At 73.3% G+C, this 19,416-nt stretch carries 15 protein-coding genes and 1 pseudogene; 6 read left to right on the top strand and 10 right to left on the bottom strand.

Going from position 1 to position 19,416, the window contains the following annotated elements; translation table 11 throughout:
• Positions 1–21 precede the first annotated feature (21 nt).
• Entirely contained in the window at positions 22–870 is an 849-nt protein-coding gene (locus C4U44_RS14250) for an RNA polymerase sigma factor SigF (protein ID WP_103886125.1), read from the top strand.
• A gap of 71 nt (positions 871–941) precedes the next feature.
• On the opposite strand, the gene C4U44_RS14245 is transcribed toward C4U44_RS14250, so the two are convergent.
• Positions 942–1,139 carry a hypothetical protein gene (locus C4U44_RS14245; protein ID WP_103886124.1) on the bottom strand — a complete coding sequence of 66 codons (198 nt, stop codon included), beginning with the start codon at positions 1,137–1,139 and terminating at the stop codon, positions 942–944.
• 60 nt (positions 1,140–1,199) lie between these two features.
• Between C4U44_RS14245 and C4U44_RS14240 the strand changes: the two genes are divergently transcribed.
• Both C4U44_RS14240 and C4U44_RS14235 read left to right on the top strand, forming a co-directional pair.
• Positions 1,200–2,138 carry an aldo/keto reductase gene (locus C4U44_RS14240; RefSeq protein ID WP_103886123.1) on the top strand — a complete coding sequence of 313 codons (939 nt, stop codon included), beginning with the start codon at positions 1,200–1,202 and terminating at the stop codon, positions 2,136–2,138.
• A 395-nt stretch (positions 2,139–2,533) separates the two neighbouring features.
• Positions 2,534–2,995: a PPOX class F420-dependent oxidoreductase gene (locus C4U44_RS14235; protein ID WP_103886122.1), complete on the top strand. Its 462-nt coding sequence runs from the start codon at positions 2,534–2,536 to the stop codon at positions 2,993–2,995.
• A gap of 61 nt (positions 2,996–3,056) precedes the next feature.
• On the opposite strand, the gene C4U44_RS14230 is transcribed toward C4U44_RS14235, so the two are convergent.
• From C4U44_RS14230 to C4U44_RS14210, 5 genes are all read right to left on the bottom strand, one after another.
• Complete coding sequence (locus tag C4U44_RS14230; protein ID WP_103886121.1) at positions 3,057–5,327, bottom strand: ArnT family glycosyltransferase; 2,271 nt, start codon at positions 5,325–5,327, stop codon at positions 3,057–3,059.
• Positions 5,324–6,817: a bifunctional glycosyltransferase family 2/GtrA family protein gene (locus C4U44_RS14225; protein ID WP_235032067.1), complete on the bottom strand. Its 1,494-nt coding sequence runs from the start codon at positions 6,815–6,817 to the stop codon at positions 5,324–5,326. Before C4U44_RS14225 ends, C4U44_RS14230 begins: the two co-directional genes overlap by 4 nt.
• Positions 6,818–6,872: 55 nt before the next feature.
• Complete coding sequence (locus tag C4U44_RS14220) at positions 6,873–8,516, bottom strand: HAMP domain-containing sensor histidine kinase (protein ID WP_235032094.1); 1,644 nt, start codon at positions 8,514–8,516, stop codon at positions 6,873–6,875.
• 116 nt (positions 8,517–8,632) lie between these two features.
• Positions 8,633–9,442 (bottom strand): response regulator transcription factor, encoded by an 810-nt coding sequence (locus C4U44_RS14215; protein ID WP_103886120.1) that lies wholly within the window; start codon positions 9,440–9,442, stop codon positions 8,633–8,635.
• A gap of 249 nt (positions 9,443–9,691) precedes the next feature.
• On the bottom strand, positions 9,692–10,324 hold the full coding sequence (locus C4U44_RS14210; protein WP_103886119.1) for an AAA family ATPase: 633 nt from the start codon (positions 10,322–10,324) through the stop codon (positions 9,692–9,694).
• Between the two features lie 229 nt (positions 10,325–10,553).
• Between C4U44_RS14210 and C4U44_RS14205 the strand changes: the two genes are divergently transcribed.
• On the top strand, positions 10,554–11,444 hold the full coding sequence (locus C4U44_RS14205; protein WP_103886118.1) for a class I SAM-dependent methyltransferase: 891 nt from the start codon (positions 10,554–10,556) through the stop codon (positions 11,442–11,444).
• Complete coding sequence (locus C4U44_RS14200) at positions 11,441–12,748, top strand: hypothetical protein (RefSeq protein WP_103886117.1); 1,308 nt, start codon at positions 11,441–11,443, stop codon at positions 12,746–12,748. The genes C4U44_RS14205 and C4U44_RS14200 overlap by 4 nt, the downstream gene beginning before the upstream one ends.
• Here C4U44_RS14200 and C4U44_RS14195 read toward each other — a convergent pair.
• The 3 genes from C4U44_RS14195 to C4U44_RS14185 form a co-directional block, all read right to left on the bottom strand.
• Entirely contained in the window at positions 12,711–14,099 is a 1,389-nt protein-coding gene (locus tag C4U44_RS14195) for a serine/threonine-protein kinase (RefSeq protein WP_265737325.1), read from the bottom strand. The two genes, C4U44_RS14200 and C4U44_RS14195, sit on opposite strands and share 38 nt — an antisense overlap.
• A gap of 209 nt (positions 14,100–14,308) precedes the next feature.
• Positions 14,309–15,802 (bottom strand): alkaline phosphatase family protein, encoded by a 1,494-nt coding sequence (locus C4U44_RS14190; protein ID WP_103886115.1) that lies wholly within the window; start codon positions 15,800–15,802, stop codon positions 14,309–14,311.
• 326 nt (positions 15,803–16,128) lie between these two features.
• Entirely contained in the window at positions 16,129–17,151 is a 1,023-nt protein-coding gene (locus C4U44_RS14185; protein WP_103886114.1) for an SCO2400 family protein, read from the bottom strand.
• Between the two features lie 423 nt (positions 17,152–17,574).
• Here C4U44_RS14185 and hemC point away from each other — a divergent pair, with 423 nt between their 5' ends.
• Positions 17,575–18,546, top strand: coding sequence for a hydroxymethylbilane synthase (gene hemC, locus C4U44_RS14180; RefSeq protein ID WP_103886113.1), 972 nt, complete (start codon positions 17,575–17,577; stop codon positions 18,544–18,546).
• Here the strand turns inward: hemC and C4U44_RS14175 are convergent.
• Positions 18,524–19,040 (bottom strand): annotated as a pseudogene (locus tag C4U44_RS14175) (ArsI/CadI family heavy metal resistance metalloenzyme). The gene hemC and the pseudogene C4U44_RS14175 sit on opposite strands and share 23 nt — an antisense overlap.
• Positions 19,041–19,416: the final 376 nt, after the last annotated feature.

Here is a 19,416-nt window from a genome sequence, read left to right as displayed (position 1 = left end):
CCGCGACCTCAAGGGGGTGGCATGTCCGTACAGTTGGGCAGTCCCAAGATGCTTCGTACCGACGCAACCGACGCAGACGTACCGCATGACGCTGTGCACAGCGATGCCATCGACACCCGCACACTGTCCCGTTCGCTCTTCCTGCGCCTCGCGGAGCTGCCGGCCGGCAGCCCGGACCGCACCTACGTCCGCGACACGCTCATCGAGCTGAACCTCCCGCTGGTGCGGTACGCGGCGGCCCGCTTCCGCAGCCGCAACGAGCCGATGGAGGACATCGTCCAGGTCGGCACGATCGGCCTGATCAAGGCGATCGACCGGTTCGACTGCGAGCGCGGGGTGGAGTTCCCGACCTTCGCGATGCCCACCATCGTCGGCGAGGTCAAGCGGTTCTTCCGCGACACCTCGTGGTCGGTGCGGGTCCCGCGCCGGTTGCAGGAGCTGCGGCTGGCGCTGACCAAGGCGAGCGACGAGCTGTCGCAGAAGCTGGACCGCTCGCCGACGGTGGCCGAGCTGGCCAACTGCCTCGGCGTCTCCGAGGAGGACGTGGTCGACGGCCTCGCGGTGGGCAACGCCTACACCGCCAGCTCGCTCGACTCCCCGCCGCCCGAGGACGACGGCGGCGAGGGCACCCTGGCCGACCGGCTGGGGTACGAGGACACCGCGCTCGAAGGGGTCGAGTACCGCGAGTCGCTGAAGCCGCTGCTGGCCCAGCTGCCCCCGCGCGAGCGGCAGATCATCATGCTGCGGTTCTTCGCGAACATGACGCAGTCGCAGATCGGCGAGGAGGTCGGCATCTCCCAGATGCACGTCTCCCGGCTGCTGACCCGCACGCTTGCGCAGCTGAGGGTGGGCCTGACCGCCGAGGCGTAGGACGGGATGGAGTGGTCGCCGGGCTCGGCTGCCCAGCGGATCGCACCGCTCCTCGCGAGGCGGAAGGCCGCCTACTTCATCGCGAGCGCGACCACTCCCACGATCACCACCAGGACCACGATCACACCGATGACCAGGCCCGCGCGGCTGCGGCCCTGCGCGCGCTGCACCTGCGCCGGGGGCGGCTGCTCGTCGACGAAGGCACGGAACATCTGGGTGCTGCCGGCCGGGTCGTAGTTGTTCTCAGGGTTGGGCGAGGAGTTCGACATGCCGCCAGACCCTAGCGTGTCGGCGGAATAACCCGCACCCCCCGCGAGTTACCTCACCACATGGCACGCATCGGTAACTCTGCGCTCGACGTCTTCCCCCTCGCCCTCGGTGGCAACGTCTTCGGCTGGACGGCCGACGAGCCGCAGTCCTTCGCCGTCCTGGACGCGTACACCGAGCGCGGCGGCAACTTCATCGACACCGCGGACGTCTACTCGGCCTGGGTGGCGGGCAACTCCGGCGGGGAGTCCGAGACGATACTCGGCAGCTGGCTGGCCCGGCGCGGCCGGCGCGACGACATCGTGCTCGCCACCAAGGTCGGCAGCCACGCCGATGCCGCCGGGTTGCGGTCCGAGACGATCAAGCGGGGCGTCGAGGCGTCGCTGCGCCGGCTGCGGACGGACTACATCGACCTCTACTACACGCACCGCGACGACCTCTCGACGCCCGTCGAGGAGATCATCACCGCGCTGGACGCCCTGGTGCGGGAGGGCAAGGTCCGGGCGATCGGCGCCTCCAACATCTCACCCGAGCGGCTGGCCGCCTCTCTGGACTTCTCCGAGCGCGAGGGCCTGGCACGCTACGAGATCGTCCAGCCGAAGTACAACCTGGTCGAGCGCGACGAGTTCGAGGGCCCGCTGGCCGACCTGGTCGCCGCCCGCGGCCTGTCCACCGCCCCGTACTACGCCCTCGCCTCCGGCTTCCTCACCGGCAAGTACCGCCCCGGCGCCACCGAGGTCTACAGCGCCCGCGCCCCTCGGGCGGCCGGCTTCCTCACCCAGGGCAGCGGCCCCAAGGTGCTGGAGGCGCTGGACGAGGTCGCCGCCGCCCACGACGCCGAGGTCGGCACGGTCGCGCTGGCCTGGCTGGCCGCGCAGCCGACGGTGGTCGCGCCGATCGCCAGCGCCCGCACGGCCGAGCAGGTGCCGTCGCTGACCGCGGTCGCCGACCTGGAGCTGACCGCGCAGGAGGTGGCCGCGCTCACCGCCGCCTCCTCCTGACCGCTCCCGCCCGGCCGCGGGGCCGGCTCCCTCGCGGATCCGGCTCCCGGCCCTGTTGCCGCCCTCCTGTGACCTCGCACTCGACCGGCCCGCAGCACTTGCGTCCTACAACCTTTCCTCCCTACGGTTGCTCAAGGCAATCAAAGGTGCGGAGACATCCGGGCAGGGAAGGCGAGGAAGCGGGGGAGAACACCACGGGGAGTCAACTCCCGGTCGTACGGCGCCGACCCGCAGCGGAGAGGTCGGCGCGTACGGCACGGGTACGGGTCCTGGCGGCGGCCGGAGCAGGGGACGGCCGAGGCCGCACGCCGGGACCCACACACGGGGGCAGCCGAGCCCGCCGGGCGGGGGCGCTGCCTCCGCCCCGGCCGGCCGGCCCGGCGTAGGGTGCGGGCATGGCTCCCAACATCGCCACCAACACCACAGTCGACCGGGACGGACTGCTGGAGTTCGTCCGGCCCCGGCACCACGCGATCCTCCTCACCACCCGTGCCGACGGCCGCCCGCAGGGCTCACCGCTCACCTGCGGGGTCGACGACTCCGGGCGGATCGTCGTCTCCACCTACCCCGAGCGGGCCAAGACGCGCAACGCCAAGCGGGACGCGCGGGTCAGCGTGATCGTGCTCTCCGACGACTTCGGTGGACCGTGGGTCCAGGTCGACGGCAGCGCCGAGGTGCTGGACGTGCCCGAGTCGGTGGAACCCCTCGTGGAGTACTTCCGCAACATCTCCGGCGAGCACCCGGACTGGGCGGAGTACCGCGAGGCGATGATCCGCCAGGGCAAGTCCCTGATCCGGATCACCCCCGAACGCTGGAGCCCGATCGCCACCGGCGGATTCCCGGCCCGGCTGGCCTGAACAGCGGTACGGCGCGGCGCGGCACGGGAGGTCCGTGCCGCGCCGCTGCCGGCTCAGCGCGTCACTTGGGCGCGGTGAGGTCGTAGACGGTCGTGCCGCCCACCGTCTTGGCGGTGTAGTGCGACTGGACCCAGGAACTGATCGCGGAGGACGCGTTGCTGCCGCCCATGCTGCCGCCCCCTCCCGTGCCGCCGCCGATGAAGTAGTGGATGCGGCCGTCTGCCACGTACTTCTCGAACTGCGCGAGCGTGGGTGACGGGTCGCTTCCGTTGAAGCCGCCGATCGACATCACCGGCTTCTGGGTGGCCAGTTGGTAGCTCGCCTGATTCTGCGAGCCGATCGCGGCCGCGACCCAGGTGTACTTGCCGGCGTCCTTGAGCAGCAGGGACTTCATGGCCGAGCTGACCTGGGCGCCGTCGAGCAGGCCGCCCATCCCGCCTCCGCCGCCGGGGAAACCGCCCGCACCCTCACCGGAGGTGCCGCCGCCCGGGATGCCGTTGGTGCCCTGGCCCGGCGTCTGGCCCTGGCCGGGCGTCCCGCCCTGTCCCTGACCGGGGAACTGGCCCTGCCCGGGCAGTTGCCCCTGGCCCTGGCCCGGCGTCCGGCCCTGCCCGAACGGGCTCGTGCCACCGCCGGGGAAGCCGCCGCCCGCGCGGCCCTTGCCACCACCGGGGACACCACCGCCGCCGGGGAACCCGCCCATGCCGCCCTGCACGGCGGGCCCGGCGGTCACGATGGACCCCTCGTGCCCGGTGCCGACCGTCTGGAGGGTGTACGCCACCGGCCCGCCCAGCGCCGCGGCGATACCGACCACCGCCGTCCCGACCGCGAGCCGGGCACCGATCCGCGTCGTGGCCATGCCGGGCAGCGCGCCCGCGAGAAGCGCGAGCGCGGCCACCGCACCGGCGACGACCAGGGCGATGCGCAGCCACGGGTGCCAGTCGGGCGAGCGGTGCAGCAGGGCGTACGCCCACACGGACGTTCCCGCGACGGTGATCGCGAGGACGGACGCGGCCGCGATGTGCTCCCGGCGCTGCCAGAGCAGGGAGGCTCCCATGCCGATCACGGCCGCGATGTACGGCGCGAGGGCGATGTTGTAGTACTGGTGGAAGATGCCGGACATGTAACTGAACGTCACGAAGGTCATCAGCAACGAGCCGCCCCAGACCAGGAAGGCCGCCCGGGTCGCCGAGGTGCGGCGCGCCCTGCGGGTGATCCACAGCCCGGCGACCAGCAGGGCGAACGCCGCCGGCAGCAGCCAGGCGATCTGCCCGCCCATCTCGGAGTTGAACAGCCGCCCGATGCCGGTGGCGCCCCACATGCCGCCGCCGTTGCCGCCGGGTCCCCCGCCGCCGCCGACGCTGCCGGTCTCGTTGCCGGTGATCCGGCCGAAGCCGTTGTAGCCGAAGGTCAGCGACAGGAAGCTGTTGTCCTGCGAGCCGCCGATGTACGGGCGGGACGACTTCGGCCACAACTCGACGATCGCCACCCACCAGCCGCCCGCGACCACCATCGCCACGGCCGCGTAGAGCACCTGGAGCAGGCGGCGGCGCAGCGGCGTCGGCGCGCAGAACGCGTAGACGACGGCCAGCGGCGGCAGGATCAGCCACGCCTGGAGGGTCTTGGTCAGGAAGGCCAGCCCGAAGACGGCCCCGGCGAGCAGCAGCCACTTGGTGCGGGCGTCCTCGACGGCCCGCAGCACCAGGTAGACCGCCGTGACCATCAGCAACGCCAGCATCGCGTCGGGGTTGTTGAAGCGGAACATCAGCGCCGCGACCGGGGTGAGCGCGAGCACCGCGCCGGCCATCAGGCCCGCACCCGGACCGAACCGGCGCCGGACCGCCGCGTAGAGCACGCCGACCGTGGCCACGCCCATCAGCGCCTCGGGTACGAGGATCTGCCACGAGCCCAGCCCGAACAGCCGTACCGACAGGCCCATCGGCCACAGCGCGGCGGGCGGCTTGTCGACGGTGATCGAGTTCGCCGCGTCGGAGGAGCCGAAGAAGAACGCCTTCCAGCTCTGGCTGCCCGCCTGGACGGCTGCGGAGTAGAAGGAGTTGGCGTATCCGGAGGCGCCCAGGTCGTACAGGTAGAGCACCAGGGTCGCCACCAGCAGGCCCAGGAACGCCGGCCGGGCCCAGGCCGGGTCCTCGGGTTTGCCGCGCCAGATCCGGTGCAGGCCGCGGCGCGCCGCGCGGGCCGCGACCGCGGAGGTCGGCTGCGCGCGGCTCGGGGCCTCGGGGGCGGCGGGCCCGACCGGGTCGGCGACGGGATCGAGGGCGGCCGGGCGGGCCGCGCCGTCCAGCGCGTGGGCGTCGCTCGGGGAGGTCATCGGGCACTCCTCAGGTCGTGGTCGTCGAATCCGCCGAGGTCACCGCGGTCGTCGCGGTCACCGGAAGCACCGGGAACTCCGGGCGCGGGGCCGACGGGAGCGGGACGGACGGTGGCGAGGTCATCGGCGAGGACCGCGCCGGATCCGGCATCGGCGGGGGACTCAGGGCCGCCGGTCCGGCCGTACGGGTCGGTGCGGTCGGGGAAGAGCCAGGCGCGGAAGAGCAGGAAGCGCAGCACGGTGGCCGCGAGGTTCGCCGCGATCAGCACGGCGAGTTCGGTGCGGTGCGCGGGATGCGGCACCGCGGTGTGCAGGGCGGCGAGCGAACCGCTGGTCAGGGCGAGGCCGATGGCGAACACCACCAGCCCCTGGGCCTGGTGGCGGACCGCCCGGCCGGGGCCGCGCACCCCGAAGGTGAGCCGCCGGTTGGCGGCGGTGTTGCCGAGCGCGGAGAGCAACAACGCCAGCGCGTTGGCGAGTTGCGAGTCCATGGCGCCGCGGAAGAGGAAGTAGAGGGCGAGGTAGACCAGCGTACTGAGGACGCCGACCGCGCAGAACCCGACCAGCTGGCGGGCCAACCCGGCTGGTACGCCCGACAGTTCGCGGTCGCGCGGGTCCTCGCCGAACGGCCGGCGCAGCCGGTCCAGGGCGAGCCGCCCGGTGGCCAGCGCGCGGCCCACCCGCCAGACGCCGCGCAGGTCGGCGGCCGCGGTGCGCACGATGTCCACGCTGCTGTCCGGGTCGTCGATCCAGTCCACCGGCACCTCGTGGATGCGCAGCCCGGCACGTTCGGCGAGGACCAGCATCTCGGTGTCGAAGAACCAGCCGCCGTCCTCGACCATCGGCAGCAGCCGCTGCGCGACGTCCGCGCGGATCGCCTTGAAGCCGCACTGCGCGTCGGAGAACCGCGCCGCGAGCGAGCCGCGCAGGATCAGGTTGTACGTGCGGGAGACGAACTCCCGCTTGGCACCGCGCACCACCCGGGAGGACTGCGCGAGCCGCGAGCCGATGGCCAGGTCGGAGTGGCCGGAGATCAGCGGGGCGACCAGCGGGAGCAGGGCGTTGAGGTCGGTGGACAGGTCGACGTCCATGTACGCCAGCACCGGTGCGTCCGAGGCGGTCCACACGGTGCGCAGCGCCAGCCCGCGCCCCTTCTGCTCCAGCCGGAAGGACACGACCTCGGGCAGTTCGGCGGCCAGTTGCCCGGCGATCGCGGGGGTCCGGTCGGTGCTGGCGTTGTCCGCGACGGTGATCCGGAAGCTGTACGGGAAGGTGGCCTCCAGGTGGGCGTGCAGGCGGCGCACGCAGGGGCCGAGGCTGCCTTCCTCGTTGTGGACGGGGACGACGACGTCGAGCACCGGTGGCGCCTCGGAGGAGGAGGGCGCCCCGGACGGGCCGGTCGTGAGGCGGGCCGCGGCGCCGGGCGAGGATGCTGCGGCCGTGACCGGCAGGTGCCGACGCGCGGGCAGGTTGCCGAGATTGGTTCGCATGCCAAGAGCCTCGACAACCGCCCTGTCACGGCGATGTGCCGAGCCTGAGGGACGCCTATGAGTCCGGTGATGCGGGTGGGGCAGGAGTGGTCCAGGCCACCTTCGCCGGCGGCGCGGGCGGTACGGGTCCGGGTTCCGGCGCCGGCCAGGACCGGCCGTCCGGCGTGCTCGGTACGGCGGCCACCGCCGGCACGGACCTCGCCGCGGCCGGCAGCGTGACGGTGAAGACCGTACGGCCCGGGGTGGACGCGACCTCCACGGTGCCGCCGTGCGCGACGACGACGGAGTGCACGATGGCCAGGCCCAGGCCGGTGCTGCCGGCCGTACGGGACCGGGAGGCATCGCCGCGGGCGAAGCGCTCGAAGACGTGCCGGCGCAGTTCGTCGGGGATGCCCGGACCGTCGTCCTCGACCTGGAGCACGACCTGGGCCGGGCCGGACAGCACCCGGGCGGTGACGGTCGTGCCGGGCGGGGTGTGGGTGCGGGCATTGGCGAGGAGGTTGGCGAGCACCTGCTGGAGCCGCGGCGCGTCGGCGTGGACGGCGACGGGCTCGTCGGGCAGCTCCAGCCGCCAGTCGTGGTCGCGGCCGGCGGCGCGCGCGTCGCTGACCGCGTCCACGACCAGCGGTGACAGGTCGACCTCGGTCCGGTCCACCGGCCGGCCCGCGTCGAGCCGGGCCAGCAGCAGGAGGTCCTCGACCAGGGTGGTCATCCGGGCCGCCTCGGACTCGATCCGGCCGAGGGCGTGCCGGGTGTCGGGGCCGACCGGCTCCTGCCCGCGGCGGGTCAGCTCGGCGTAGCCGCGGATGGAGGCGAGCGGGGTGCGCAGCTCGTGGCTGGCATCGGCGACGAACCGCCGGACCCGGGTCTCGCTCTCCTGGCGGGCGTGCAGGGCGGAACCGACGTGCCCGAGCATCCGGTTGAGGGCGGCGCCGACCTGGCCGAACTCGGTGCGCGGATCGGTGTCGGAGTCCGGCACCCTGGTCAGCGGGGCCACCTCGCCGCGGTGGAGGGGCAGTTCGGCGACCCGGGTGGCCGTCGCGGCGACCCGGCGCAGTGGTTGCAGGGCGATCCGCATCAGGGCGGCGCCGGCCAGCCCGGCCGCGACGAGCCCGGCGGCGGTGACCGAGACCTCCACCCACATCAGCGTGGACAGGGTGTCCTGGGTGCCCTCGGTGCTCAGGCCGACCAGCACGGTGCTGCCGTCCTGCGCGGGGGTGGCGGACTCCACCCGGTAGTCGCCGAGGCCGGGGACGGTCACGGTGTGCGGTTTGCCGTCGCGCGGCACGCCGGCGAAGGCGGCGGCCTGCTTCGCGGTGAGGTCGTCGGCGACGAGCTGGCCGGTGCTGGGGCTGGTGGCGCTGACGGCGGCCTCGGTGACGGTGCCGGCGGAGCTGACCGTCGCGCCGACCGTCTCGCCGGGCTGGCCGCCGCCGGCGAGGAAGACGAAGGGGATGGCCCCGGGGAGGGCGCCCGCTCTGGCGCGGTCGTCCGGGCCGGTCGCCCCGCGCTGGCCGGGGGTGACGCCGGGGCCGCCCTGTCCGGGGCGCGGCCCGTCGGCGCGCACCGCCGTGTCGTGCACCTTGGAGTCGAGCTGGCCGTACAGGAAGTCGTGCAGCGCGAAGATCGTGACCGAGCCGATCACGGCGCAGACGACGGCGACCAGCGCGACGCAGGAGGCGACCAGCCGGCGGCGCAGGGACCAGCGCCGCGGCGAGAAGCGCGGGCGGGGGCGGCCGGGCGGACGCGCGGGCGGCGGCGGGGCCGCCGTCCCCGCGGGCGCCGGCGGGGGCGCCGCGGTGAGGGTGGAACGGATCACACCGGCTCGCCCGGCTTGATCAGGTAGCCGGCGCCGCGCCGGGTGTGGATCATCGGTGCGCGGCCCACGTCGATCTTGCGCCGCAGGTAGGAGATGTACAGCTCGACGACGTTGGCCTGGCCGCCGAAGTCGTAGGACCAGACCCGGTCCAGGATCTGGGCCTTGCTCAGCACGCGCCGCGGGTTGCGCATGAGGTAGCGCAGCAGCTCGAACTCGGTGGCGGTCAGGTGGATGTCGACGCCGCTGCGGCTGACCTCGTGGCTGTCCTCGTTCAGGACGAGGTCGCCGACGGCCAGCACGGACTCGTTGCGGATCGCGGCGGCTCCGGAGCGGCGCAGCAGTCCGCGCAGGCGGGCGACGACCTCCTCCAGGCTGAACGGCTTGGTCACGTAGTCGTCGCCGCCGGCGGTGAGGCCGGCGATCCGGTCCTCGACCGCGTCCTTCGCGGTGAGGAAGAGCACGGGGACGTCGGGGGTCTGGCGGCGCAGCCGGGCCAGCACCTCGAGCCCGTCCATGTCGGGGAGCATCACGTCGAGCACGACCGCGTCGGGGCGGTTCTCGCGGGCCGAGCGCAGCGCGCTCGCGCCGTCACCCTCGGTGCGGACTTGCCAGCCCTCGTAGCGCAGTGCCATGGAGAGCAGGTCGGCGAGCGGGGCCTCGTCGTCCACGACGAGGACCCGGACCGGGGAGCCGTCCGGGCGGGCGAGGTCGCCGGCCGGGGACGGTGCGGGGGTGGTGTGGGCGGTGTGGCCGGCAGCTGCGGCGGAGTGGGTGGCGCGGGTGGTCGCCGAAGAAGTGGAAGGCATGCGATCACCCTGTGCACGCGCTATGAGAGCAGCCTTAATCCGTTTCTGTGAAAACTCTGAGAATCCTGGGCGGACGGATGAAGGTCTGCTTGACGCGGCCGTGGAGGCCGCTCACGGCACGCTCAGGAGGCGCTCAGGGCGGGCTCAGGGCACGCTCGGGAGGCTCTCAGCGCACCCCCAGGACAGCCTCAGGGCATCCCCACGGCACGCCTCAGGTACCCCGGACACCCCGGGCACTCCAAAGGCCGCTCAGTCGAAGCGGATGTGCCGCAGGCCGACCGCGGCGCGGCGCAGCCTGCCGCGCAGCGCGCTGTCGGTGTCGGGGGCGAGGCCGAGCCCGGCGGAGGCGGCCACCCGGTCGGCGACCTCGGGGACGGTGAGCCGGTCGGTCCACACGTGCTCGGCGAACTCCGCTCCGGCCAGCCGCTCCAGGCACACGTCGAGGCGGCGTACGGCGAAGGTGTCCCGCCGTGGCGGCGCGTCCTTGCCCGCCGCCCGCTGGAGCACCCGCCCCAGGCCGCGTTCGCGCAGCCGGCGCAGGACCGTCTCGCGCTCGGCGAGCAGGGCGAAGTGGTGCACCTCGTGGCCGTCCGCGCGCAGCCGGCCGACCGTCTCCCGGAAGTAGGCGGGTTCGACCACGGTCATCGGCACGATCACCGGGCCGGGCTGACCGGCGAGCGCCAGGCCCAGCACGTGGTGGACGGCGTCGCGCCACACCGGAATGTCCTGGAAGTCGCCGCGCAGCGCGGGCGGCAGCATCCGGTGCAGCCCGAACCCGACGTGCTCGGGGTCGCAGACGACACTCCCGGGCAGCCGCCGGCGCAGCTCGTACGCCGTCTGCGTCTTGCCGCCACCGAAGGGGCCGTTGATCCAGATCAGCATGGGGCGAGCTTAGAACGGCGGTCCGCCGCGGCCGGACGGCACGAACGGCGGTGCCGCGGACGGCCCACGCGGGTCGACCCCTTGGGCCGTCCCGCTTCCGGGTGATACCAAAGAGAGCGGCGCCATCGGGTTCGGAGGGATGGTGACGGGTAGTCACGAAGAGCGCGGATCTTCACGGCGGTCCGCGCGAACACCGCGATCGGATCGTCGGACGGGGGCAGGTCGAGCGATGCAGGGTGGAGTCGGACTGACGGCGTACCTCGTCAACGAATCACGGGCCCGCCGGCCCGACCTCGCGCAGGACGGCCTGGCGGCGGCGTGGATACCCGAGGACGGGCGGCCGGGCGTCAAGGCGCTGTGGCAGGAGTTCGCCGACGCCGTCTACCCGCATGACGACCTGGTGGTCTCGCTGCGCGGCCGGTACATCGCGGAGACCCTCGCCGAGGCGCTGCGGGCCGATCCGGACACCGTGCTGGTGGTGTGCGGCGCGGGCTTCTCGTCGTACCCGTGGCTGCTGCCCTTCCCGGTCGCGGTCGAGGTGGACCTGCCGCACATGGCCGAGGCGAAGCGGCTCCGTGCGGCGGAGCTGATGGAGGCCGGCACCGCGCCGGAGCGCGACGTACGCCACATCGGCGCCGACCTCGCCGTGCCCGCCGAGCGCGCGGCGGTGGCCGAGCAGGTGCGGGGGGTCGCCGCCGGCCGGCCGGTCGCCTACGTCGTCGAGGGAGTCGTCTTCTACCTGCCCCCCGACGACGCGCGGGCGCTGGTGACGCTCGGCGCGCGGTTCGGCACCACCGCGGTGACCGCGGTGAGCTACTGGCCCGCCGCGGGCTCGGGCAGTACCGTCCTGGCCGACCAGCGCGCCTGGTTCCGCAGCCGGTCGGTCCCGGAGGACGCGAGCCACCACACGCACGCCGAACTGGCCTCGTTGCTGGGCGCGCCGCTCGACGACCTCGGCCCCGAGGACCTTCAGCGGCGCTACCTGGACCGGGTGGAGGTCCCCGAGTCCGCGCTGATCCCGGAGTACGTGGCGGTGGCATGGCACGCGCGCGCGGCGGGCCGCACCGACCGCACCCCCGGAGGCGACGGCGGTGCCGGCGGGCGGGAGGCCACCGCATGAGCGGCGGGGTACTGCACCTGCAGTGCCGCGCCTACCCCCTGCACCACCGCACCCCCACCACCTCGCTGGCCCCCTTCGCCGTGCCCGACCACGGTGAACTCCGCCCCGTCACCGGGTCGTTGAAGTCCCTCGCCTACAACCCCGACGGCACCATCGAACTGGACCTCACCGCGATCATCCGCCCGGCCGTGGCACTTCCCGGCACGGAGATCACCGCCTGCCACGCCCGCATCCTGACCGCCGGCACCGTCATCGTGGTCTACGCGCTGCGGCACGAACAGGACCTGCGGCTGCTGAGCCTGCCCGAACTCGACGCCCTCGACGCCGGCATCAACCGGGTGTTACGCGAAGCCGACGCGCCGATCCTCAGCGCCGTCCTCGCCGCCGCGGTCAGCAGCGGCCTGGTGCAGAGCATCGCGCTGCGCCCCGACCTCGCGGTGGCCGGCGCCGGTTCGCCGATCGACCGCCGGTCCGCGCGCTACAACGCGCACTTCGTCACCGAGGACCCGCCGTGGGATCCCGACTCCCGCGTGCCGGAGGTGGCGTCGGGGCCCGAGTGCCACATCCTGCTCCCCTACACCTACGCGTGGGACCACGACCCCGACGCCCCGCTGTCCGACCTGCTGACGATGACGGAACCGACCGACATCGCCGTCGCGCAGCAGTCCGTGCTCACCGGGGCCATCATCGCCGGGCGCTGGGTGCTCGGCGACCTCGCGCACGCGCACCCCGAGAACACCGACGTGCACGCCTTCCGGCGCTTCCTCGACGGGCTGTGGGCCGACTTCCACCACCTCGACAGCTACCGGATGGAGTCCGGGCAGGTCCCCCGCGCCAGCTATCTGTCCGCGCGCCAGGTCATCGGCCTCGACGACACCCAGGAGCGCGCCGACAAGCTCCTCGGCTACGTGAGCAGTTCGCTGCTGGCCGCCGCCTCCGAACGGGCCGAGGCACTCGACGCCCGCCTCAACCGGGTCGCCGCCGCGCTCACCGTGGTCAGCGCGGCCTCCTTCGGCCTGGACATCGCGGTGTTCGTGCTGCCGCAGGTGTCGCTGTGGACGAAACTCGCGGTCGTGGTCGGCCTGCTCGGGATGGCGACATCGGGACTGGTCGCGGCCATCCTGCCAGGGGCGCTGCGCAGGTCGATACGGCGGTCCGGCGCGCCGGTCGAACTCTCCGGCCGCGGTGGGCCGACGGTATTCCCGGTCCCCGCCACCGCGGCGGTCGCCGGGCCGCCCGAGGCCGCCGAACTCCCGTCGCCGCGGCTCAGTCCTCCGGGTGGTAATACGCCAGCAGGGCGCTGAGGGAGGCGATCCACCCGTCCAGCTCGGCCGGCTGCCGGGTGCCGACCTCGCAGGAGTGCAGGCTGTCGTCGTGCAGCGTCAGCGCCACCACCAGCACGTGGCGACGCCCGGCGCCCCTCTCGCACCAGATCACGTCGACCGACGGCCAGGGGAACTCCCGCACTTCGCCGTTGGCCCCGAGCGAGATGCCCGCGGCATCGGCGAGGATCGCGTTCTTGCGGTCCATAGCGAGGAACTCGGGTGCACCGGGCGGGGGTTGGTCGACGGGCTGGACACCGTAGCCGGGCCCGGCGGGCGCCGGGCCGGGGTAGCCGTACCCGGCCACCGGAGGGTAGGGGGAGGTCGGGGCGTACGGCGAGGGCGGCAGCGGGACGGGGGGCGCCGGGGCGTAGCCGGGCATCGGGGGGACCGAAGGGCCGGCGGGAGCAGGGGTGCTGGGCGCGGGAGGGCCCGCGGCGGCAGCGGGTCGGGGCGCGCCGGCGAGCGGACGCATGGCGTCGGCGGGACGGAAGTCCACCGGGCGGGCATCCACGGGTCCGGCGTTCGTGGATCCGGCCGCGACGTCACGGGGTTCCTCGTCCGGCGGGCTGAACCAGTCGAGCAGGCGGTCCGTGTCCGGCCTGCGCAGCGGGTCCTTCTCCATGCAGGCGGCCACCATGGGCCGCAACGGCTCGGGCACCGCGCTGAGGTCGGGATCCTGGTGCACCGAGCGGTACATCAGCGCGACCGGGGTGCCGCCGCCGAACGCCGAACCGCCCGCGGCCGCGATCAGTACGGCGCCGAGCGCGAACACGTCGGCGGCGGCCCCGACCTCCCCGCCCTCCGCCTGCTCGGGCGCGAGGAAGCCCGGGGTGCCGAACGCCGTGCCCGTCACGGTCAGCCGGGTGTTCTCCACCGCCCGCGCGATCCCGAAGTCCAGTACCCGCGGCCCGTCCTCGGCCATCACGATGTTGGCCGGCTTCAGGTCCCGGTGCACCAGCCCGCAGCGGTGGATCGCCTGCAGCGCCTCGGCGAGCGCGGCGCCCAGACCGCGCAGCCGCTCCTCGTCCATCGGCCCCTGCTCCGCCACCAGCCGCGCCAGCGTCGGCCCGGGCACGTACGCCGTCGCCAGCCAGGGCGCCTCCGCGTCCGGGTCGGCGTCCACCACCTGCGCGGTGTGGAACCCCCCGACGCTGCGCGCCGCCGCCACCTCCGCCCGGAACCGCTCCCGGAACACCGGGTCGCCCGCGAGCTCCGGGCGGGCCACCTTCACCGCGACCAGCCGCCCTCCCCGTGACCGGGCCAGCCACACCATCCCCATCCCGCCCTCGCCGAGCTTGCGCACGACGCCGTACCCACCGATGCGTTCCAACTCCGACTCCCGCCCCCCAGGCCCAGGATCACCGGCTCCACCCTCCCAGAGACCCCGTCCCGCCCCCAACCCGATCGCCCGCCCCCGCGGCCGCACGGCCGCACGACCCCGGAGACACGCGAGCCGCCTCCGCACCGCGGGGACGCGGGCGGAGGCGGCTCGGCTCATTGTTGTGCTCATCGAAGCGCGGCCGGCGGACCGCGCGGAGGTCAGAAAATGTGCGGGCGCGAGCCCGGCTCCTGGCGCGGCATCGTCTGCGTGGCCGGCGGCGTGGCCGGCTTCGGCAGCTGGCTCACCTCGTACTGGGCCAGGTTGTACTGGCCGTTGGTGTCGGGCAGTGCCGGGAACTTCTTCTTCGCGTCGGAGAAGCGGAAGGCGGAGGTCAGGTCGCCGACGTTCTGGCGGCGCCAGGCGCTGATGTTCGTCTCCTTGACGCCCGTGATCTTCTCCAGGAAGCGCAGCTGCGAGGTGTGGTCCGAGACCTCGGAGCTCACCCAGCCGCCGACGGTCCACGGCGAGACGACGATGCAGGGCACGCGGAACCCGAGGCCGACGGGCAGGTTCGCGCCCTTGACGCCGGTCACCGAGTTCTTGCTGACGATCTCGTCGGGCGTGCCGGCCGGCGGGGTCGGCGGCACGACGTGGTCGAACAGCCCGTCGTTCTCGTCGTAGGAGAGGATGAAGACGGTCTTGGCCCACACGTCGGGGTTGGCCGCGATCGCGTCCACGATGCTCGCCACGAAGTTGGCACCGGCGGCGGGCAGGTTGGCCGGGTGCTCGTCCAGACCACCGGGCGGGAACATCCAACTGACCGTCGGCAGCTTGTCGTTCAGTGCGTCGTACTGGAACTGGCCGATCGGCGACGTCGCGACGGTCTGCTGGTACAGCTGCGAGTCGGGCGACAGCGCCATGTACTGCTTCATGTGGTGGATCTGGTCGGTACCGGTGCCGTCGGCGTTGGAGTGGTAGAACTTGAAGCTCACCCCCGCCTGGAGCAGGCGCTCCGGGTAGGTGGTCCAGGAGTAGGTGTTGGCGGGTGCGCCGTTGTCGAGCGCGGGGCCGCCGGCAAGGCCGTTGGGGTCGATCGTGCCGCTCATCCACATGTAGCGGTTCGGGTGGGTGGGGCCCATCACCGAGCAGTGGTAGTTGTCGAGGATGGTGAAGTTCTCCGCCAGGGCGAACTGGAACGGGATGTCCTCGCGGGTGTAGTAGCCCATCGTGTAGGGGCCGTTGGTGTTGCCGTCCGCGGCGCGGTGGGCGGGCAGCCAGCTGTCCATGGCACCGTTGTTCCAGGCCGCGTGCTGCACCTCCCACGCGTGGCTCGTCGACGGGATCGCCTGGGCGTTGGTGGTCAGCGTCGGCAGGTGGTACGGCAGCATGTAGCCCGCGGAGCTGGACGGGTCGGGCTGCTTGAAGACGGAGTCGCCGTTCGGCAGCGTGGCGGCCTGCGGGTCGCTGAAGCCGCGCACGCCCGAGAGGGTGCCGAAGTAGTGGTCGAAGGAACGGTTCTCCTGCATCAGCAGGACAACGTGCTTGATGTCGGACAGCTTGCCGGCCTTGGCAGCGCCCGCGGCAACCGCCTTGCGGATGTTGCTGGGCAGGGCCGAGTCGACGGCGGCCAGGCCGCCGACCGTGGCGGCGGAGCCGAGGAGGCGTCGCCGCGTCAACCCTGAACGAGCGCTCTGGTCCGGAGTGTTGTTCATCGAAGTCCTTTCGACTGTCGGCAGGAGCCGACATGGGGGCCTTCGAAAACCTCACCCCGCCAGACGCTGATCGGCCCCTGATCATGTGGCCGAACGTTGAAGTCTGTCTGAATACGGCCAGCAACTCCCCACAAGGCACCAGAGGTTGGGCATTGGGCAGCACTCCGCCCGTCCATGACGGAAGCGCCCCCACGGAGGAGTGACCATGGGGGCGCCGGTATGCGGACGTATCGGACGCATGCGGGTGGTGAGGTGGCTTGGGTGAGGACAACTCCGCCCCGCCCGCTGCATGAATGCCTACGGACGGGGCGGGAGGCGAGCGGTGCTCAGTCGATGCAGAGGATGAGGATGCACAGCCCCTGCTGGGGCGGCGTCGTCGGCGAGGTGGTCGCCGGCGGGGTCGAGGGGGTGGACGTGGCCGGCGGGGTGGTCGCGGTGGTGGTGCCGCCGCTGCCCGAGCCGGTGCTCCCCGTCGCTGTCGTGTCCGTGCCGCCGCTCGTGCTCGTCCCCGAGTCGCTGCTCGACGGGGCGGTGGTCGTCGTGGCCTGCGGGGACTGCCCGGTGTGGGTCGTACTCCCACCGCTGGACGTTCCGTCGGCGATGCGCACCGAGCCGGCGTTGTCGGTCACCGTGTGGGTCGCCTGCACGGACGGCACGGACGGCGTACCCGCGGAGGCGTGCCGACCGGGGGTGGCGTGGTGCGCGGGGGTGGGCGCCTGCTGCGACAGCGAGGACGGCCCGTTGCCCGGCGAGGTGTGGGTCTCCAGGTTCACCGGCGCCACGGTGTCGGACGAGGCGGTGGTCGCGCCGCCCTTGCCGCCGTGGGCGTGCAGCGAGGCGAGGGTCACGCCACCGCTGAACAGCGCGAAGGCGGTGGCGACGCCGGCGCGGCGCCGGCTCTTCTTCCACCGCGCCATCTGGCGGCGCCGGGCCGCACGGCCGCGGTGCAGGGTGGGCGCGATGGAGGCGGGGCCGAGCACGGACTCCGCGGGCGGCTTCTCCCCGTCCCCCGGGGCCTCGGCGGGGGCGAACGCCGTCGGCGCGGAGGCGGTCGGGTCGAACGCGGACGGCTCGAACGCGGACGGCTCGAACAGGGCCTGCTCGAACCGGGTCATGCCCGCGTGTGGAGCCGGGGCGTACTCCGGCAGAGGAGCCGGCTCCGCGGAGGAGGCCGCGGGCTGGAACCCGTCCGGCGCGAAGCCGGCCTGGGGACCCGTCGGGTACATGCCGTCGTGATGCCCGCCGGGCACGGTGGCGGCGGCCGGGGCCGGCTCGGGCGCGTAGGCACCGCAGCCCGGGCACACCAGCGCGCCGTTGACTATCCGTTGGCACGTGTAGCAGAAGTCCATTCGCGGTCTCTCTGTGCTGGCTTCGCAGCCGAAGGCCGCTGGCATGTCCACGTCTGCGCGAAGGGGCAGGCGCCCGACCATAACAGGAGTAACGGCAGAGCTTGCAGGGGAGTTGTGCTGCTTTTGAAAAGACCCGAGGCCGCACCCCGTGCCCCGTGGGCCTCCCCGGCAACCCCATCAACGGAGCCGGCCCACGGGCCGTGACACCCGCGCCCGGGCGAAAGACGATCCGTCGGCCCCGAATCCCCGTTTGTGGAGTGGTCGTTCGTTTGTACGGGGGCCGGTCGACGGTGATGTGCACGGGGCCGTTCGACGGGGGCGGCGGCAGCAACGGCGACGGCAAGGCCGCCGCGCCCGGGGCCCTGCTCCGGGGCCCGGCGCGACCCTCTACCGTGAGAGCAGGAACGAGAGGACTCCTCCGCCATGATCACCTTCCCGGCCGGCCGATCCTTGCGGATCGGCACCCGCAGCTCACCGATGGCCCTGACCCAGGCCCACACGGTCGCCGACCTCCTGCGCAAGGAACAGCCCAACCTCCAGGTCGAGCTGGTGGACGTCACCACCGAGGCCGACCGGTGGCAGGGCGACCTGTCCCAGCTCGGCGGCAAGGGGCTGTTCGTCAAGCAGATCGACGTGATGCTCCAGCGCGGCGAGGTCGACCTGGCCGTCCACTGCATGAAGGACGTCCCCGGCGACACACCACTGCCCGAGGGCCTGGTCTTCGCGGCGCACCTGCCGCGCGACGACGTCCGCGACGTCCTCCTCTTCCCCGAGGGCTCGACGCTGCGGACCCTCGCCGACCTCCCACCCGGCGCCACGGTCGCCACCTCGGCGGTGCGCCGCAAGGCCCAGGTCCGCCGGATGCGCCCGGACCTCGACGTCGTACGGGTGCGGGGCGCCGTCGGCAGCCGCATCGACAAGCTCGACGGCAAGAAGGACGCCGGCGCCCGGCTGGACGCCATGATCCTCGCGACCTCCGGCCTGGTGCGGCTCGAGATGTCGCACCGCGGCCGCCAGATCTTCACCGTGGACGAGATGCTCCCGGCGGTCGGGGCCGGCGTCCTGGGCCTGGAGTGCCGTCACGACGACGAGCCCGTGATCGGGCTGCTGAGCCGGCTCAACCACCAGCGGACCATGACCGAGCTCACCGCCGAACGCGTGATGCTCCACGACCTGCGCGGCCACTGCAACAGCCCGATCGCCGGGCACTGCGTCACCGAGCCGGACGGCCGGCTCGGCCTGCGGGGCATGGTCTTCTCCGCGGACGGCACGACGCTCGTCCAGGCCCACCTGCGGGACGGCAGCACCGACGACCCGGCCGCTCTCGGCGCCCGCGTCGCGGCGGAACTGCTGCGCCAGGGCGCCCGGGAGATCATCGAGGCCATTCCGCACTGAGGTCAGCCGGCGGCGCCGCCGGCGCAGCACGCGGTCCCGGCGGCGCGGCCACTGGCCATTGGCCACTGGCACCGAGGGTGCCGGCGTCCGCCTTGACGGTGTACACCTCTCACGGCTCACGGCCGGGTCCGGTCACCCACACCTTGTCCTGCACCGCGTAGCAGCAGGACGTGTCTTTACTCCTCGAAGGTGGCCAGGCCCGCCTCCCGCAGGCGCTCGGTGGCGGCGGTGACCTGCTCGGTGCCGGCGACCTCGACACCGAGGTGGTCCAGCCGGGTGTCCTCACCCGCCGTGCCCCCGATCAGCACGAGCTTGAGGGGCGGCTAGGCGACGGCGAAGTGGGCGTAGCCCGGGCGCGGCTTGGCGGGTTCGGCGCCGAACAGCCTGCTGTAGAAGGCGATCGAGCCCTCCAGGTCGGCGACGCGCAGGGCGAGTTGAACGCGGGCCTTGGCGTACTCCCATCGGCAGCCTTGTTTCGGCGTTTGTCGATACAATTCCACCGTGACACCTGGTGAGGCGGCTGTCAATATAGACATCGGTCGAAACAGACAGGCCGCCGCTCGGACAGAACGCCGGGGCGCCCCGCGTGCGGACGGTCCGCAAGCCTTCGCGCGAGGCGGACCCGGCCGGCTCCGAGCGGCCACTTCCGGGCCCGTGCCGTCCCGAAATCCCGCCGTCCGGCCGGAGCGACCCTCCCCGCGCCACGCCTCACTTCTGCGCGGCACGTGCGCGAACGGCACACAAGGCGACGACCCGGCCAAGAAATCGCCAACTCCCCACTCCCCGCTCGCGCCCATGCCACGGAGTCCGAGCGCCCTCCATCCGCCGGCTTGCGATCCAGGACAAACAGGGTAGGTCCCAATTGGGGGC

It is taken from the genome of Actinacidiphila yanglinensis (assembly GCF_900107965.1).
Taxonomy (GTDB): Bacteria; Actinomycetota; Actinomycetes; order Streptomycetales; family Streptomycetaceae; genus Actinacidiphila; species Actinacidiphila yanglinensis.
Note: the sequence above shows the minus strand (reverse complement) of the source record. Positions and strands in the feature narration are given on the sequence as shown.

What these genes read in the sequence shown, in the direction of transcription:
- C4U44_RS14210 (WP_103886119.1), bottom strand. Translation starts at nt 10,324, where the DNA reads ATGCTGATCTGGATCAACGGCCCCTTCGGTGGCGGCAAGACGCAGACG.
- C4U44_RS14215 (WP_103886120.1), bottom strand. Translation starts at nt 9,442, where the DNA reads ATGCCTTCCACTTCTTCGGCGACCACCCGCGCCACCCACTCCGCCGCA.
- C4U44_RS14245 (WP_103886124.1), bottom strand. Translation starts at nt 1,139, where the DNA reads ATGTCGAACTCCTCGCCCAACCCTGAGAACAACTACGACCCGGCCGGC.
- C4U44_RS14230 (WP_103886121.1), bottom strand. Translation starts at nt 5,327, where the DNA reads ATGACCTCCCCGAGCGACGCCCACGCGCTGGACGGCGCGGCCCGCCCG.
- hemC (WP_103886113.1), top strand. Translation starts at nt 17,575, where the DNA reads ATGATCACCTTCCCGGCCGGCCGATCCTTGCGGATCGGCACCCGCAGC.
- C4U44_RS14205 (WP_103886118.1), top strand. Translation starts at nt 10,554, where the DNA reads ATGCAGGGTGGAGTCGGACTGACGGCGTACCTCGTCAACGAATCACGG.
- C4U44_RS14250 (WP_103886125.1), top strand. Translation starts at nt 22, where the DNA reads ATGTCCGTACAGTTGGGCAGTCCCAAGATGCTTCGTACCGACGCAACC.
- C4U44_RS14190 (WP_103886115.1), bottom strand. Translation starts at nt 15,802, where the DNA reads ATGAACAACACTCCGGACCAGAGCGCTCGTTCAGGGTTGACGCGGCGA.
- C4U44_RS14240 (WP_103886123.1), top strand. Translation starts at nt 1,200, where the DNA reads ATGGCACGCATCGGTAACTCTGCGCTCGACGTCTTCCCCCTCGCCCTC.
- C4U44_RS14225 (WP_235032067.1), bottom strand. Translation starts at nt 6,817, where the DNA reads ATGCGAACCAATCTCGGCAACCTGCCCGCGCGTCGGCACCTGCCGGTC.
- C4U44_RS14185 (WP_103886114.1), bottom strand. Translation starts at nt 17,151, where the DNA reads ATGGACTTCTGCTACACGTGCCAACGGATAGTCAACGGCGCGCTGGTG.
- C4U44_RS14235 (WP_103886122.1), top strand. Translation starts at nt 2,534, where the DNA reads ATGGCTCCCAACATCGCCACCAACACCACAGTCGACCGGGACGGACTG.
- C4U44_RS14200 (WP_103886117.1), top strand. Translation starts at nt 11,441, where the DNA reads ATGAGCGGCGGGGTACTGCACCTGCAGTGCCGCGCCTACCCCCTGCAC.